This is a genomic window from Pseudoalteromonas sp. APC 3694 (assembly GCF_030407565.1).
GTDB lineage: Bacteria > Pseudomonadota > Gammaproteobacteria > Enterobacterales > Alteromonadaceae > Pseudoalteromonas > Pseudoalteromonas tetraodonis.
The window spans coordinates 86,846-102,254 of the sequence record NZ_JASDDE010000005.1; the positions used below are offsets into that span (position 1 = coordinate 86,846).

Sequence of the window (15,409 nt, forward strand, 5' to 3'; positions counted from 1 at the left end):
TCGGTATGTGGCGCAGCTTGGTAGCGCACTGTCATGGGGTGTCAGGGGTCGCAGGTTCAAATCCTGCCATACCGACCATTTAAACCTTTTAGATAAAATCCTTACACCTTAAAATTTAAAACCCCTCCTTCTGATGACTTAATTAATTTTAAAACTAGCCAATAACTAGCCACTTAGTCATTTCACCGTCTCTTATAACTAACTCGTAGATATATTAATACGTCTTAATTTTAAATTAACACACTTAAATATACCTAAGAGGTAAAATACTTCCCTTAGTTTTTCTGGATACACATAGTTAATACTGCTATAACTACATCTGATAAAAAATAAAAATTATAAGGACATACAATGAATACACTATCTAAATTTTCTTTGGTTACTCTGTTTACTGCCCTTACGGGGTGCTCAACCGCTTCAAAAGATATATCAGCAAGGTATGTTTCGCCTATTCAATACAGCTCATACGACTGTACACAACTTCAAGAGGAAAGTTATCGGATAACAAGAATAGTGTCTGAGCTTGGTGGAAGAATTGATGAAAAAGCAAGTAGAGATAAACTACTTGTGGCAACACCATATACAGTTTGGTTTGTTGGAGGGAATCAAGATCAAGAAGCGGAATATTCAAGATTAAAAGGTGAGTATGATGCCGTTCAACAATCTTTAATTCAAAAAAAATGTAGCCAGTCAGATATGCCTAACTATGAACAAACAAGCGTTCCCAGCAGCGAGGCTGTAATTATTGTAGGCAAGCCTCAGGGTAGTATTTACATCAGCCCCACGATTTACAAAGACTACTCTTGCGAGGACTTAAATGAAGAATTTATAGGTGTGAGTAGAGCATCAAACATTGCTTCACTTCAAAGTATTGATGATTCAATTAGTTATCTATCAACTCGATATAATGATACTGCCTTAGATCGTCAGACTCGAGAGCTAAAAGCCCACGAGCTTAATAATACCCAAGCAAGCAATGAGGCAAATTATGATGCTAGGCTTTATGCTTTAGTCAAAGCTGCAAGTAAAATTAATAATTGCCAAATGTCTATGAACAATAAAAAAATTATTTTATCCAAATAGGGTAATACATATAATTGAAAGAGCTTTTAGTTAATACAAATTAGGGGCTTTTGCCAAACCTACTCTTTTCTACTTCTTATCATTCAAACATAGTGTCAGACTTTCTTAACTTGTCGGTAGCCTACCTTACGACACCTGCCTTTCCTTTTTACCTGTTGCTTTTTAACCTCGGTTATTTTTTGGTGTGTTGGGTTTTGCTAAGCTCTACTAGGATTATTTAGGATTTCAGATATCAAGTTTTAACAATATTACCACTTAGACCCTGCCGTTAAACGCTCTGCTAGTGTGGCAGATACTTTTATACTGGTGTTAGTCTCGAGCGGTGCGTTATCGCCTTGCATTTCGTTATGGGCTTTTATAGCGGCAATGGCTGCCGTTGCGTTTAACACTCCCTTTTCTTGGTGTTCAGTCATAGCCGTTTCAATGATGGACTGTAACGCCACCAGGTTTTGTAAGGTTTTCAGCGCCAATAGCTTGAGCCGTCTTTTCACTATAACCAGCTTTAATTGCTGCCTGTGTCGCGTTACCACCGTTTAAAAGGTACGCTTTTATGAAAGCACTTTGTTTAAGTGTTAATTCGTTGGTGTTTGTCGTCATAACTTAGCCACTGCTTTTTTTATTAATATTGTTATATTATAGCATTTGTATGGTTAAGTGGTTAGGCATGGTTAAGTAAAATAAAATCTACTTAACCAGCCTACAGGGCTTTACTGGTGGGGCTTTGCGCTAAAAATGGTTAGGTGGTTAAGTGACTTTACCCACCTTACGGATTTTAGCCGCTGCTTGTTGGCTGCTTGAGATGAATTTATTATCCGGAGTTTAGGTTAGCTAGCATAACAACGACAACAAGAATGAGTTCAATAGACATCTTCAACGCTGGCGAGAGTGTTTTATCTTCTTGTAACTGAATTTTAGTTTGCTCAACTATTTCAGTGATATTTATGCTGTTTAAATTCATTAAAGCTAGAGCGATAGGGTAATCGCTCTAGCTTGGCACACTGGCAGGATCAGCCAATAGCTAAAAAAGATCCTTAGAAAATAGTTTGTCTTGGTGAATAATTACCATTTATTTTATATTTAACACCTGTTTAAAATAAACCACAAAAAAAGCGCCATTTGGCGCTTTTTAAATTAGTAGTAAGGTATTAGTGTTTACGCCCTACGCCGTTGCGCACCATATCTTGGCCGCTTTGAAAAATCTCTTCGGTAATTTCACGGGCTAATAAAAGCTGTTGCTTGTCATCAAACACCGCGACAAAACGGCTGCCGTCGGCATTATTAGTTGCCATGCCGACGCCTGCTACGCCAGTTAAACCTAAACCGCCGTTTTCCACTTGCAGTAAAAAGCTTTCAAGTTCCGCGAGAGTGTCGATTGCGGTTAGTTTATTTTCCATTATGGTTACTCTGTATGTTGCTCGCCACGGCGAGTCTGTAAAAAATATGCAGTTATTTTACAGCACACAGTAAAAACTTAAACCACCTTATGGCAAAACAATAACAACGCGCTATAAAGCATCGGCATCATAAATTAAAAACCCCGCAAATGCGGGGTTTATGTATTAGCTTTGCTTCATTGTGCCTTGTTGTTCAAGGCGGGTATGCCAGCTGAATGCTTCTTCTAAAATATGAGGCGTATGGCCGCCACGTACACAAGCACGCTCGTAGTAATCAAGCATAGCGTTGCGATAATCGGGGTGTACACAGTGTTTAATTACTTCAACAGCCCGTTCGCGTGGCGCTAATCCACGTAAATCAGCAAGGCCTTGCTCGGTCACTAAAATATCAACATCGTGCTCGGTATGATCGACATGGCTTACCATAGGTACCACGCTTGAAATAGCGCCGCCTTTAGCAATTGATTTAGTTACAAACACCGATACATGCGCATTACGTGCAAAGTCGCCTGAACCACCAATACCGTTCATCATTTTAGTACCACAAACATGAGTTGAGTTAACGTTGCCATATATATCAAACTCAAGTGCCGTGTTAATTGCAATAATACCTAAACGACGCACAATTTCAGGGTGATTCGACATTTCTTGTGGGCGAAGTACCAGCTTATCGCGGTACTTTTCAAGGTTATTAAATACTTGTGCGTTACAACGCTCTGATAAAATAATTGAACACCCAGAGGCAAAATTAAGTTTACCCGCATCAATTAAGTCAAAGGTAGAATCTTGTAGTACCTCTGAGTACATAGTGAGGTCTTTAAAATCTGAGTCTAGTAAACCCATCATGACTGCGTTGGCTATGTTACCAATACCCGCTTGTAATGGGCCTAAGTTTGCAGGCATGCGCTGTTGTGCTACTTCTTCTTTAAAAAAGTTAACTAAATGGCGTGCAATAGAGGCGGTATCGGCATCTGGGTCGGTTACTGTTGAAAATGAGTCACTTTGATTGGTAAATACAATACCCACAATTTTAGCCGGATCGATTGGAATAGCAGTACTACCGATACGGTCATCTACTTTCACTAGTGGCACGGGTGTACGCGTTGGACGGTACGATGGAATGTATATGTCGTGCAGCCCTTCAAGCTCTGGCTGGTGTAACATGTTAATTTCTACAATTACTTCTTTAGCAAAAATAGCAAAGCTTGCTGAGTTCCCCACTGACGTTGTAGGTACTATATGGCCTTCTTCAGTAATAGCTACGGCTTCAATGACCGCTACATCTGGCATAGTTAACTGATGATTACGTAACTGTTCAACAGTTTCTGATAAATGCTGGTCAATAAACATGACCTCACCGTTGTTAATTGCTTTACGTAATGTGCTGTCTACCTGAAATGGCATACGACGCGCTAACGCACCTGATTCAGTAAGTAGCTTATCTAAGTCGTTACCTAATGACGCGCCCGTCATTAGGTTAATTTTCATTGGGTTTTCACGTACACGCTCGGCAAGTGCACGTGGTACAGCTTTCGCTTCACCAGCACGAGTAAAGCCACTCATGCCCACGGTCATGCCGTCTTTAATAAATAAACTGGCCTGCTCTGCAGACATCACTTTGTTGTGTAAATCACTATGACGAATTCGTTCTAATTGCATTTGGAACCCCTTAAACCCCATTATTATTTGGGCGCTATTCTAAGTATTTCCTTATGCTTAGTAAGCTAGACCTAAGTCTCATTTACGCATAGTTGGTATAAAAACGTTGCAGAGCGCTTTAATTTTGTACACTTTATTACTTAACTTATTGCTGTTATTGGGGTTAGAATACCAAAAGATTTATTCAGTGATTTAACTAAACAAGCTTAAAATGAAATATAATTAATTTAAATCAATTACTTATAAATTCAGCCAGGAAAGCTGAGATTATAAATTGTATAAAAATAAAGCCGTACAGGCCAAATCTTACAAAATAATAAACTGGTCATTCATTGGGCAGTAACCTTGTAAGGAATAGAATCTGCAATTTACGTATTAAGGAAAATACATGGATTTGTCTGACGAAGAAATTAACTTTTTATCTGGGTTGTTTGAACCTAGTCAAAGTACAGCATTAATTAGGGTCTGTTGACCTTTCAAGGTTAAATTTGCAGCAGTCTGTTTGGTATTTAGGCAAGGCAGAGCCTATGTGGTGTGGTTATTCCCCAGAAATAGGCGATAACGCAGCATCAATGCCAAACAGGCGCTGCCCTTCGGGTTCTGCCTAGGGGCTATTTACTCTTTGTTGCTCGGTTTTTACTTAGCCCACTAGGTTACAAACCTCGCGCCGCGATTAAATCGCCCCTAGTTTGAACAAATTTTAATCCGCAAAGGTCAACAGACCCTAATGAAACAAAACTAACAGTACAAACATCAATACCAGATGGTATTGCGCATTTACTTGGTCAGGCTAAATTAACCCTATTAGCAGAAGTAGCTCATTACCAACTGTGGTTTCCACTTCAATTTAAAACTGATGAATTAGGCCATTTCAGTACTGTGTTAGCAGCCCCAGAAGTGATTGATACTAAAGGCACTCAACGTAGCTGGCGATTAAGTGAATTAAATATTCAAAGCCAAGGTTTTTGCATTGAATCTATCTCAAGCACAGGAATATTTTTAAAATCCACATCAATAAACAGTGAGCTTGATGAGTTACAAAATATGCAATTTATTTTACCCAATGAAGCGGCTATATCATTAGACATAGAACCCGTTAGGCACAGTGAGTGTGGCATAGCAGCTAAAATAAAGCATATTCACCATGGTAAAGAGCAACTGAGAGCGTATTTATTTGAAGTTCATAAACGTGAATATTCAAGCTTATATCAACTTGAGCATAAGCAAGAGCTGAGGCTATCAAACTAAAAAGCCACACTAATTAAGTGTGGCTTTACGGATTAAATAAACTTAATTTAGGTCATTTTTACTTTAATCGTTTTGCTATTTCAGCAACGCGCTCACCGTATAAACGAGCCGTTTCTAAATCGCCTGATGGAATAGCCGTTTCGTCAGCATCAGTAGGTGATTGTACTAATACGCCAACCGAACCGCCTAAGTTATTGATGTCTTGACGGTTTGATTCCAATTTATTGGCGGGTGGTAACCCTAGGCTTACCCAAATTCCACCATGCTGTGAAGCTAACGTTTGCATACTAATTAGGGTGACTTGTTTGTCGCCATTTAGGCTGCCGCTATTAGTAAAACCGCCGAACACTTTATCTTTCCAACCCATGGTAAACCACACTTTAGAGGTGGCATCAACAAACTTTTTAAACTGCCAAGGGTATGAGCCCATATAGGTAGGTGCACCAAAAATAATGGCGTCTGCATTGTTTAATGCATCCCAATCGGTGTCTTTAATATCACCATTTTCATCGATTGCAATAAGCTGAGCGTTTGCTCCATCAGCCACAAATTCCGCCACTTTTTTGGTATGGCCATATCCAGAAAAATAAATAACCGCTACTTTACTCATGAACCTTCCTTTTGTTGTGATTTAATAACACGCTTTAAATATAGTATGGCCGCTTAATCTAAAATCAACTAAGCAGCGTGTTTAATTAAATTAAAAGGTACTCACTGAAATTTCTAAATTACTCACCGCACAGCCATACTGCTCAGCACTAATACGGTGATAAACCGACTCAGGCTTAGTTGATAGACTAATAATAAACGCATCTTGCTGACCAACAGCTGTTTGTTCTTGGCTCAAGCACATGGCTTGCGTTAAAGAGCGCAATTTGGCATCCGTTAAAATACTGCCGAAACGCTGAACCGGCAAAGGCGGTATTTTAATTACTGGCAATGCTTGGCTAATACTGCGCTGACTTAAGGTAAAATCATTATTTTTAATATCAATCACACTGCCAGCAGGCCAGTACGAGTAACTGTAGGTTTTAGTTTCAGCCTGAGCCTGCCCTGTTGATTTAACCATCACCACACCATTTTTACCAATTACGGTCATTAAATTCCCTGATTCAGATTTAATAACCACTAAGGCGGTGGTTTCATCTACACCAAAACCAAATGCGGGTTGAGCTTGATTTGCACTGAAGCTGTCGAGCAAGGTGCCTAGTCTTAATGTACGGTTTCGCTCACTAAAGTGTGTATCGAGTACACCGTAACTAAATGTGCCTAAACCCCCAAAGCGGTTGTAAGTTAAACTATCGCTGTTTGAGCGCTCACTGGGTGCATTAATGGCTTGCGCGCCTTCTTTCAATGCCGATAAACTTGTGCCATTAGTGATCATAACCACATTACCACCGTGCGCTTGCCCGCCACTTTGCACTGCGGTGCCTGCACTTGTACCTACAACAACAGGGCGAGACTGTAACGCTTTTGTCCATGGATATGGCTGATTATTTTCATCAAACAATACCTTGCGCGTTAAGCTTTGATCGCCGCCATTAAACATAACACCGGTACTATTTTTGATTAGCTGCACTAAAGCCTCTGTGCCGTTTTTACACAGCAAATATTCTGCTTGAGTGCGATCAGGGTAAATATGTTCACGTTGATATAGCCCCATTTCAGAGTGCCTAAGCGTGTTTAAATCATCACATTTATTGGTAGTTATTGCTTTAGCAAGCGCAGGAGTTAATGCAAGCCATTGTGAATTTATATTGGGAAAACGAAGTAATCCTTCGTAAAAATCAGCAGATTCATAAGGGTCTCTGCTTGAGGCGGTAATGGCTAGTATGCTCGGGTTAGTACTTTTTACTTTTAAACTGCCCGATATAAATTGCAAAATATCTGTCGCGGCGGATTCGCTATTAAGCGCGGTATTGACCTGCTCTTTTAGTCGCGTATTGTCGCTCTGCAGCTGCGCTACTTCAAGCATATCTATTACAAAATTGTATTCTTGATCCGTTAAACTATTGAGCTGTTTACTATCAATATCGCGCCATAACCATAACAGCTCTTTTTTTGACAATGTGGGTGATGATTTAGCCTGCATTGTTGCTAAATTTTTAATAGTTTTGTTTTTAGCTTGCGTATTTTTACTTGGCCATTGTAGCTTTATTTGACTAATTTTAGCGTGGGAGAGCGCAAATACATTATGTATTTTACCCGGAATTTGTGTGTTTTTTTCACAATTTTTAGGGCTTAAACTAGCACACGTTGTGAGTGCACCGCCGACTAATACTAACGTTTGTTCAGATTCTTTTGCGCTTAACTGCAGCGAAAAAGCAATAAAAAACGAAAAAACAGCCGTTACTGTACGCGATTTAGCTAACCGTTTGTTTAGTAAATATATTCGTTCCATTATGTTATACTCATGTAAAAAATTATAAGAAATAACTTGCGAGAGCGTCTCTCACTTGCTATGAAAAAAGGAACTTTAAAACGCGAGTAAGCTAGCACCCCTTTGCTGGCTTTGTCAAAAACCTTTTGGAATGAGAGTTATGTTTAAAAAAGCACGTTTGCTTACAACATATTTCTACTCACCACACTACCTTTCGGAGTGGTTTGACGAGTAGCCCACCACCTCACTTTTTCACAGTGAGGGGCTTAGCGTGTCATTTCACCACTGCCCTGTCTAAAAATATAACAATTAAAAGCCACAGATCTGTTTGTATGTTTTTGTGCGCTTAAAAAGACAAAAGGTATTTAAGATGTTTCGTCAACTAACAATTGCGGCCACAGTAAGCGCATTACTGAACCCGATCACTTTTGCACATGCACAAGAAACCAACACCGACACCAACATTGAACGAGTAGAAGCACGCCGTGAAGAGCTAAGCGACACTCCTTCGCTTAATTCACAAGCTCAAGCAGATAAAGACTATCTTGTTGATGTATTTGGCTTTGGCTCTAGTTTATCAGAAGCCGATCGCACTCAATATGCAGCGTTTGCTGAATTAAGTATTTCACTGAGTGAGCAAATAGAGCTGCAAGCAGCAGGTCGATACGATCATTACGATGATTTTGGTGGCACCTTTAATCCTAAAATAGGTTTGAGCTATCGCCCAACTGATTCGTTGGTTGTTCGTGGTTCATGGTCAACCTCGTTTAGAGCACCATCATTAACGCAGGCTGGCGTTAAATTAAGAACCACACAATCTACTTTTGACTGTGGTGCAAACCAAGCTGTAGCCGATTTATACTGTATGGGTGATGGCACCCAAGTGAGTGTTAATTCGTTAGAGTTAGGTAACCCAAATCTAAATGCAGAAGAATCTGAGGCTATTAGTGTTGGTTTTGCATGGAGTCCCTCGGCTAATACTAATTTAACCATTGATTATTGGCAGTTTGATCATGAAGAAGTAATCGATACCAACATGACCGCTGTGTTAGATCGCGCCATAACCGATGCGTCACTTCGTCACTGTGGCATTGTACCACCGGGCGAGCAAGGCATATCGTACGATGAAGCATTATGTGATGTCACCGACAACAGTAATTTAAACATAGAGCAAGACGGCGCTAATTTAACTGAGATTTTAAGCAATTATATAGGTGAATTTAACCCACGTGATGACGAGCTATTTTTACCGCTGTTTCGCGATCATGCAATCCCACTTGAAAACACTGGGTCACAAACATTAGCTGGCATAGATTTTAAGTTTGACCATAGGTTTGTATTACCAAGCGGCGATTTAACCTTTGCGTTTGACGGCACTCATTACCTTGAGTTTGAACGTAATAAACCGGGGTCTGACTCGTTAGAGAAGCTGCTGGGAACTTATCGTTATCCTGAAAATATTGCGCGTATGTCAATAGATTGGGAAGCGCAACGTTACTACCTTAACTTAGGTGCAAACTACACCAGCAGCTACGAAGATGATATAGAAGGCCTGCGTAGCCGTGAAATTGATGAGCTAGATTCACTTGGCGTACTAGACTCAAAAGGTTAGCATCAGGTTGATGACTGGCTCGTTTGGGATTTATCTGGGGGTTACTATGTTAATAAATCGCTGACTTTGCGCGCGCACATCAATAATATTTTTGATAAAGAGCCACCCACACTTTATGGTTCAAGCCGTGGCTTTGATTCAATCAACCATAATGCCTAGGTGCTAATTACAAATTAAGTATTAGCTACCGTTTTTAACCGCTTAGCCGCAAAGCAAACGCTTTGCGGCATTCCTTTTATTACAGGTCATGGCTACAGTGACACTGCCTATTAAGTGCTAAAGTACGTTTAAGCGTTTATTTACGCATCAACACAATGACCTTTTATTAAAGTGAAATTATGAAACAAAACAATTTTCTATGCCCGATGCAAGCATCATTTTGCTTTGCGTGGCAGTGATTGCCTATATGGCCACGGTATTTATTACCCCTGGGGTATTTAATGCAGAGCCTGACAGCCATACTGTGCAGCTTTCACAATATCAAGCAGTTAACGACCAACAATCACCACCTGTTTTTGCACAAGGTGGCGAGGCTGGATTTGCCAGCCGCACCCCTGAAATGAACCTAACCGATGCAACCTTATCGGGCACCACCACGGTGGTGGCCGCACTGGGTACCGATTCAAGCTCACGTACACTGACCAACTTGGTTGCCAAAGCAAAAGGCCTAAAAGAGCAAGGGCTGAATGTATTTTGCCATACCGGTTCGTATCATTTACCCGCGAAAACACTCACCCACTCAATTACTGACGACATCATGTATATAGAGGAGTTTATAGGTGTTGGCGAAGTGGCGATTTCTGATCATCGCAGTAGCCAACCCACGGTACAGCAATTAGCAGAATTGGCAGCTGAGGCTAAAGTAGCCGGTATGCTCAGTGGTAAAAAAGGCACCGTGAGTATTCATGTTGGCCCTGTTGATAGCCACTTGAGTATTTTGCATCAGGTGGCTGAGCAAAGTGATATTAAGCTTAAACAGTTTTACCCTACGCATATGAACCGCAATAAAGCACTTCTTGATGCCGGTATTCACTTTTGTGATCAGGGCGGTACTATCGACTTTACCACCAGCACAACCGACTATGATTTAGCCCATGGTGAATATGCAGCAGCCCTTGCCTACTGCTTAGAACAAGGCGTAGCACCAAATCAACTCACTATGAGCTCAGATGGCCATGCCAGTTTACCTATTTTTGATAAAGACTTTAATTTATTAGGGCTTGAGGTGGGCAAAGAGGCATCACTACTGAGTTCGTTTCAGCAAGCAGTCAAAGAATACAACGTCCCTATAGAGCACGCTTTAATGAGCATAACCAGTAACCCTGCCGATATTTTAGGACTTGATAAAGGCCGTCTTAAAGCAACAAGCGACGCGGATGTTGTCCTTCTAGATAAAGAAACCCTTACCCCTGAGTATGTATGGGCTAACGGCACATTAATGGTGCAAAACACCCATGCAGTCATAAAAGGAGTGTTCGAGTAACACGCAATGCTGCTGAGAATGCTCAGCAGCATAAAATGCTAGATACTGAGTTATCCTAAGTGCCCACTTTCATAAATTGGGGTTACCCAATATTTTAACGGCGTGTACTTACAAACAGGACTTAGCGCCGTTTTTACTATGGCAAGTTCTGATAATAAAATATGCACCTCAAACTGATAAAAGCTGCGATGCCCTTCTACTTGCTCGGCAATGTCAAATTCACTGTGCTCTTTACTATAGCCTTCAATGTTTTTTAAGTTAAAGCCGGTAATGCACTCTATGCCAATTAATATATCAACCACGTCATCTTTTATGTTTGTGGGTACATTTAGGGTAAAAAGTAACTGTTCAGCCATGTTTTTTCTCCAACCAACCATAAAAGATAGGTAATAAATAAAGTGTTGTAATTGTTGAGGTAATTAACCCGCCAATAACCACAATTGCCAATGGTTTTTGAATCTCAGCGCCAGGGCCGGTGGCAAATACCAGTGGCAGTAAACCAAACATGGCGGTTGTGGCTGTCATTAACACTGGGCGAAGGCGTCTGCTTGCGCCATCTAAAATGCGCTGCGTTACATTGGCAGAAAACATTTTCATTTGCTCAAAGTAGCTGATCATCACAATACCATTGAGTACCGCTACGCCAAGTAAAGCAACAAAACCAACCGATGCAGGCACCGAGAGGTATTCATTACTAATAAATAGGGCAATCACTCCCCCCATTAATGCAAACGGAATATTAGCAATTATCAGCGTTGATTTAGATAAGGATTTAAACGTGGTAAATAAAATAATGAAAATTAGTATTAATGCCACAGGAATAAGCACCAGCAAGTTTTGTGTTGCACGTTGCTGGCTTTCAAATTCGCCACCAAACGACAAGGTAAAACCACTGGGTAATTTTATGCTGCTATTAATTTTAGCTTCCAGCTCATTTACATAACTAACCACATCGCGGTTATCCACATTTACGCTTACAGAAGCAAAGCGCTTTGCTTTTTCTCGCTCTATTAACAATGGCCCCGTTTTAAAGCTAATATTAGCCACCTCTTCAAGTGGTAGTAGGCTGTTGTCGGGCATTAAAATTAGCTTTTGCTTTAATGCGCTCATTGACGACAACTCAAAGTGTGCTGCGCTTTCGCCTTTTTGTGCATTAAACACAATTGGGATCACGCGGTTTCCTTCTTGCAGTGCCGATACCTGTAGGCCTTCTAATTGCGACTTTAAATAATCGCTTAATCCTTCGGTGGTTAAACCAAACTGACTAGCAACCTCAGGAATAAGTTTAATATTTACGTATTTACCCCCTTCAATAAGCGCCATTTGCACATCACTTGCGCCGTCAATATTAGTGGCAAGTGCCGTGATTTTTTCAGCTAATGAGGCAAGTGTAGCAATGTCATTACCGAATACTTTAATCGAAATATCACCGGTGCCACCGGTGAGCATTTCTGATACCCGCATTTGTATTGGCTGAGTAAAGCCAATATTTACTCCTGGAAATTGCGCAAGTGTTTGTCGAATATCCTCGATTAGCAGCACTTTGGAGTCAAAACGCCACTTATCTTTTGGCGCTAATTCCATAAATACATCGGTTTCGTTTAACCCCATAGGATCAAGCCCGAGTTCATCGGAGCCGGTACGGGCAACAATTTGTACGATTTCTGGGGTGTTTTTTAACAGTGTATCTTCAATTTGTTTATCGATATCCAGCGAGGCTTGCAAGGAAATACTCGGCGATTTTTCCAGTTGTACAATAATGTCGCCTTCATCTAAAACGGGCATAAAACTTTTACCAAGCCCCTGAAATAACACCCCACTGAGCACTAAAACAGCAACCGATATAACACTTATTGCCACCGGCTTTTTAATTGCTTGGGCAAGTGTTTTAGTATAAAAACCTTGTAGTAGCGTGACCATTTTAGGCTGGGTTACAGGTTCATTTTTTAATAACAATGAGGCTAAAATTGGAATAACCGTTAACGACAACAACAGCGCACTTAGCATGGCAAACACGATAGTGAGCGCCACTGGGGTAAATAACTTGCCTTCTAACCCTGTTAACATTAATAGCGGTGAAAACACGATAATAATAATAATTGTGCCTGAGAACACTGGCGCCGCGACTTCTTTACAGGCGCGATAAATAACATGCAGCCGAGGGAGGTGCTGATTGTTAGCCAGCCGATTCACTATGTTTTCAACAATAACTACCGATGAGTCCACCAGCATACCAATGGCAATCACTAAGCCACCTAAACTCATTAAATTAGCCGATAAATCAAACTGTTTCATCATTATAAATGTCAGCAATGCCGACATAGGTAAAGACAAAGACACCACCAATGAAGAGCGAATATCACCTAAAAACAAGGCAAGTAGCACTATCACTAAAATAATCGCTTGACCTAATGCGCTGGTAATGGTGCTAATTGCGGTATTTATTAAGTTAGAGCGGTCGTAAAACACATTAATTTTTGTGCCTTGCGGTAATGACGCTTCAATGGTGCGAAGTTTATCTTTTACATCTGCAACAACTTGCGCTGTATTACTATTTTTAAGCGCAATTATAAGCCCTTGTACCGCCTCCTCACTGTTTTTAGTGACTGCGCCATAACGGGTTAAACTGCCAACATGTACCGTGGCAATATCACTTAACCGAATAACCTTATTTTGAGTGGACTTAATCACGGTATTTTCAATAGAGGTTATATCGGTGTATTTGCCCTCAGTGCGCAAAATTAAGGTGTCGTTGCCTTTTTCTAAGCGCCCTATGCCACCGTTTTGATTCGTTTGCGTGATTGCTAACTTCATTTCATCAAAGCTGACTTGATGCTGTTGCATCAATAAAGTATTGGGAAGTATTTCATAGGTTTTTGAAAAGCCGCCAAGGCTATTTACATCTGCAACACCGGTTACAGTGCGCAGTAATGGACGAATTTGCCAATCTAAAAGCTCTCTTTTTTCAATCAGCGATAAGTGAGTACTTTCTATAGTAAACATGAACACCTCGCTCAAAGGCGTGCTCATTGGCGCCATGCCGCCACTAATATTACTGGGCAAGTTGGGCAAAATATTTAATAAACGCTCATTCACTTGCTGACGCGCCCAATAAATGTCGGTGCCCTCTTCAAAGTCAATGGTAATATCGGTAATAGAATACTTAGTGGTAGAGCGCAGCATTTGCTGTGACGGAATACCCAGTAATTCGGTTTCAATCACCCGTGTTACTTGCGATTCTATTTCAAGGGCGTTCATGCCGGGTAATTTGTAAACTATTTTAACTTGGGTGGGCGATATTTCTGGAAAAGCATCCACCGGAATACTTAACCAAGATTTAGCACCAATGGCCATAGCAACAATAACAAAAATACTAACAAACAAACGCTGAGTAAGTGAAAACTTAATAAGCTGGTTTAACATTTACTCTCTCCCTAAGTGAAGCAACATACCCTGTAGCGCACTTACCGAGCTTATTAGTACCTGCTGATCATCTAGGTTTTTGTTAGCAGTAAATACATAGTCTTTGCCTTGTGTACCCTTGAGCTCAATCGGCAGTAACTCAAGCTTATCGCCAGACTTTAAAGCAATGTAATTAACATCTTCAAATTCAAACACCGCTGACTTTGCTATTTTAAAGCCCGTTAATTTATTTACCGGTGTGACTTTGATAGTTTGCCCCAGTCTAAGCTGGCACTCATTTGAGCTTGGCGACGCCCACACTATTTGATGGTATTTATCTGCAATACTGTCATAGCTCTCAATATTTAAGCTGCAACTTTCTGACAGCTTGAAATGCGCTAACGTGTTGGAAAAACTAAGAGGGACTTTAATCTTAACGCGAATACTACTTGCATCGATAATATCAAACGCGGTGTCACCCATCACACGGTTTCCCGACTCATTAGTGAGTTTTAAAATGCCCGTTTTTGGACTCACTAAGGTCACGTTTTCATTATCATCAATGTTTAAAAATGCCATTTGATGTTGCATATGTTCAAAATTTAGCTTGGCTTCAAAATAGCTTTTTGTGATTTCAACCCATTCAGAACTTCTTATTATTTTGTTTTTTAAGTGTTGTTGGTTTATGTCGTAATGGCTTTTAGCAATAGCGAGCATGTCTTTTGCTGATTGATAGGCATCTAAAAAATGGTGTACATCACTGCCCTCAACGCTTGCAATAGTGGCGCCCTTTTTAACCATGCTGCCGTTAGGGTATAAGTAACGAACCTGCTGTACATCAAACGCAAACAGCACCGTATAATTGACCCCAGGTTTGAAATTAACTTCACCAATTAAACTTTGCCTGTTAATAAACTCTGTTTTTTGAATCGGCGCAAATTCAACATCAAAACCACTGAGTGAATAAAGCCCTACAGGTGCTAAATTTTGCGAAGCAAACACAGGATTAAATGTTAATAAAGTCACCGTAAAGAAGAAAAATAACGTATATTGAATACGCAAAAAATGACGCATTTTTTTTGTAAAATTTAACAGCATTTAGTTTGTTCACATTTGATTAATTTTATAGAATCAACCATGACTTTTTT

General features: G+C 40.4%; 11 protein-coding genes, 1 tRNA gene and 2 pseudogenes. 5 read left to right on the forward strand and 9 right to left on the reverse strand.

Features of this window, described 5'->3' with window-relative positions; translation table 11 throughout:
- Nucleotide 1 precedes the first annotated feature (1 nt).
- Nucleotides 2-78 (forward strand) — tRNA-Pro (locus tag QMA00_RS03370).
- Between the two features lie 273 nt (nucleotides 79-351).
- Nucleotides 352-1,083 carry a hypothetical protein gene (locus QMA00_RS03375; RefSeq protein WP_175610032.1) on the forward strand — a complete coding sequence of 244 codons (732 nt, stop codon included), beginning with the start codon at nucleotides 352-354 and terminating at the stop codon, nucleotides 1,081-1,083.
- A gap of 248 nt (nucleotides 1,084-1,331) precedes the next feature.
- Here QMA00_RS03375 and QMA00_RS03380 read toward each other — a convergent pair whose 3' ends face one another.
- The 4 genes from QMA00_RS03380 to QMA00_RS03395 form a co-directional block, all read right to left on the reverse strand.
- Nucleotides 1,332-1,496 (reverse strand): hypothetical protein, encoded by a 165-nt coding sequence (locus QMA00_RS03380; RefSeq protein ID WP_175610031.1) that lies wholly within the window; start codon nucleotides 1,494-1,496, stop codon nucleotides 1,332-1,334.
- A gap of 7 nt (nucleotides 1,497-1,503) precedes the next feature.
- A complete protein-coding gene (locus QMA00_RS03385) occupies nucleotides 1,504-1,680 on the reverse strand; it encodes a terminase small subunit (RefSeq protein WP_083703498.1) in 177 nt (58 codons plus the stop codon).
- 548 nt (nucleotides 1,681-2,228) lie between these two features.
- Entirely contained in the window at nucleotides 2,229-2,477 is a 249-nt protein-coding gene (locus tag QMA00_RS03390) for a hypothetical protein (protein WP_008114111.1), read from the reverse strand.
- A 165-nt stretch (nucleotides 2,478-2,642) separates the two neighbouring features.
- Nucleotides 2,643-4,136 carry an acetyl-CoA hydrolase/transferase family protein gene (locus QMA00_RS03395; RefSeq protein WP_069439273.1) on the reverse strand — a complete coding sequence of 498 codons (1,494 nt, stop codon included), beginning with the start codon at nucleotides 4,134-4,136 and terminating at the stop codon, nucleotides 2,643-2,645.
- A gap of 726 nt (nucleotides 4,137-4,862) precedes the next feature.
- Between QMA00_RS03395 and QMA00_RS03400 the strand changes: the two are divergent.
- Nucleotides 4,863-5,384 (forward strand): annotated as a pseudogene (locus QMA00_RS03400) (hypothetical protein); the annotation flags it as partial.
- Between the two features lie 58 nt (nucleotides 5,385-5,442).
- Here QMA00_RS03400 and QMA00_RS03405 read toward each other — a convergent pair.
- Together QMA00_RS03405 and QMA00_RS03410 are read right to left on the reverse strand one after the other, a co-directional pair.
- Nucleotides 5,443-5,994 (reverse strand): flavodoxin family protein, encoded by a 552-nt coding sequence (locus QMA00_RS03405; RefSeq protein ID WP_076920772.1) that lies wholly within the window; start codon nucleotides 5,992-5,994, stop codon nucleotides 5,443-5,445.
- Between the two features lie 90 nt (nucleotides 5,995-6,084).
- Nucleotides 6,085-7,785, reverse strand: a complete 1,701-nt coding sequence (locus tag QMA00_RS03410; protein WP_076920771.1) for a cyanophycinase — start codon at nucleotides 7,783-7,785, stop codon at nucleotides 6,085-6,087.
- 451 nt (nucleotides 7,786-8,236) lie between these two features.
- On the opposite strand from QMA00_RS03410, the pseudogene QMA00_RS03415 reads away from it, so the two are divergent.
- Nucleotides 8,237-9,573, forward strand: a pseudogene (locus QMA00_RS03415) (TonB-dependent receptor); the annotation flags it as partial.
- A 161-nt stretch (nucleotides 9,574-9,734) separates the two neighbouring features.
- Nucleotides 9,735-10,859: a beta-aspartyl-peptidase gene (iadA, locus tag QMA00_RS03420; RefSeq protein WP_254843615.1), complete on the forward strand. Its 1,125-nt coding sequence runs from the start codon at nucleotides 9,735-9,737 to the stop codon at nucleotides 10,857-10,859.
- A 50-nt stretch (nucleotides 10,860-10,909) separates the two neighbouring features.
- On the opposite strand, the gene QMA00_RS03425 is transcribed toward iadA, so the two are convergent.
- From QMA00_RS03425 to QMA00_RS03435, 3 genes are read right to left on the reverse strand one after another with little or no spacing between them, the layout of a single operon-like run.
- Nucleotides 10,910-11,215: a DUF3240 family protein gene (locus tag QMA00_RS03425; RefSeq protein WP_076920770.1), complete on the reverse strand. Its 306-nt coding sequence runs from the start codon at nucleotides 11,213-11,215 to the stop codon at nucleotides 10,910-10,912.
- Nucleotides 11,208-14,282, reverse strand: a complete 3,075-nt coding sequence (locus QMA00_RS03430; RefSeq protein WP_290156026.1) for a CusA/CzcA family heavy metal efflux RND transporter — start codon at nucleotides 14,280-14,282, stop codon at nucleotides 11,208-11,210. Before QMA00_RS03430 ends, QMA00_RS03425 begins: the two co-directional genes overlap by 8 nt.
- Nucleotides 14,283-15,335, reverse strand: coding sequence for a hypothetical protein (locus tag QMA00_RS03435; RefSeq protein WP_290156028.1), 1,053 nt, complete (start codon nucleotides 15,333-15,335; stop codon nucleotides 14,283-14,285). It lies immediately after the preceding gene.
- Between the last annotated feature and the right edge of the window lie 74 nt (nucleotides 15,336-15,409).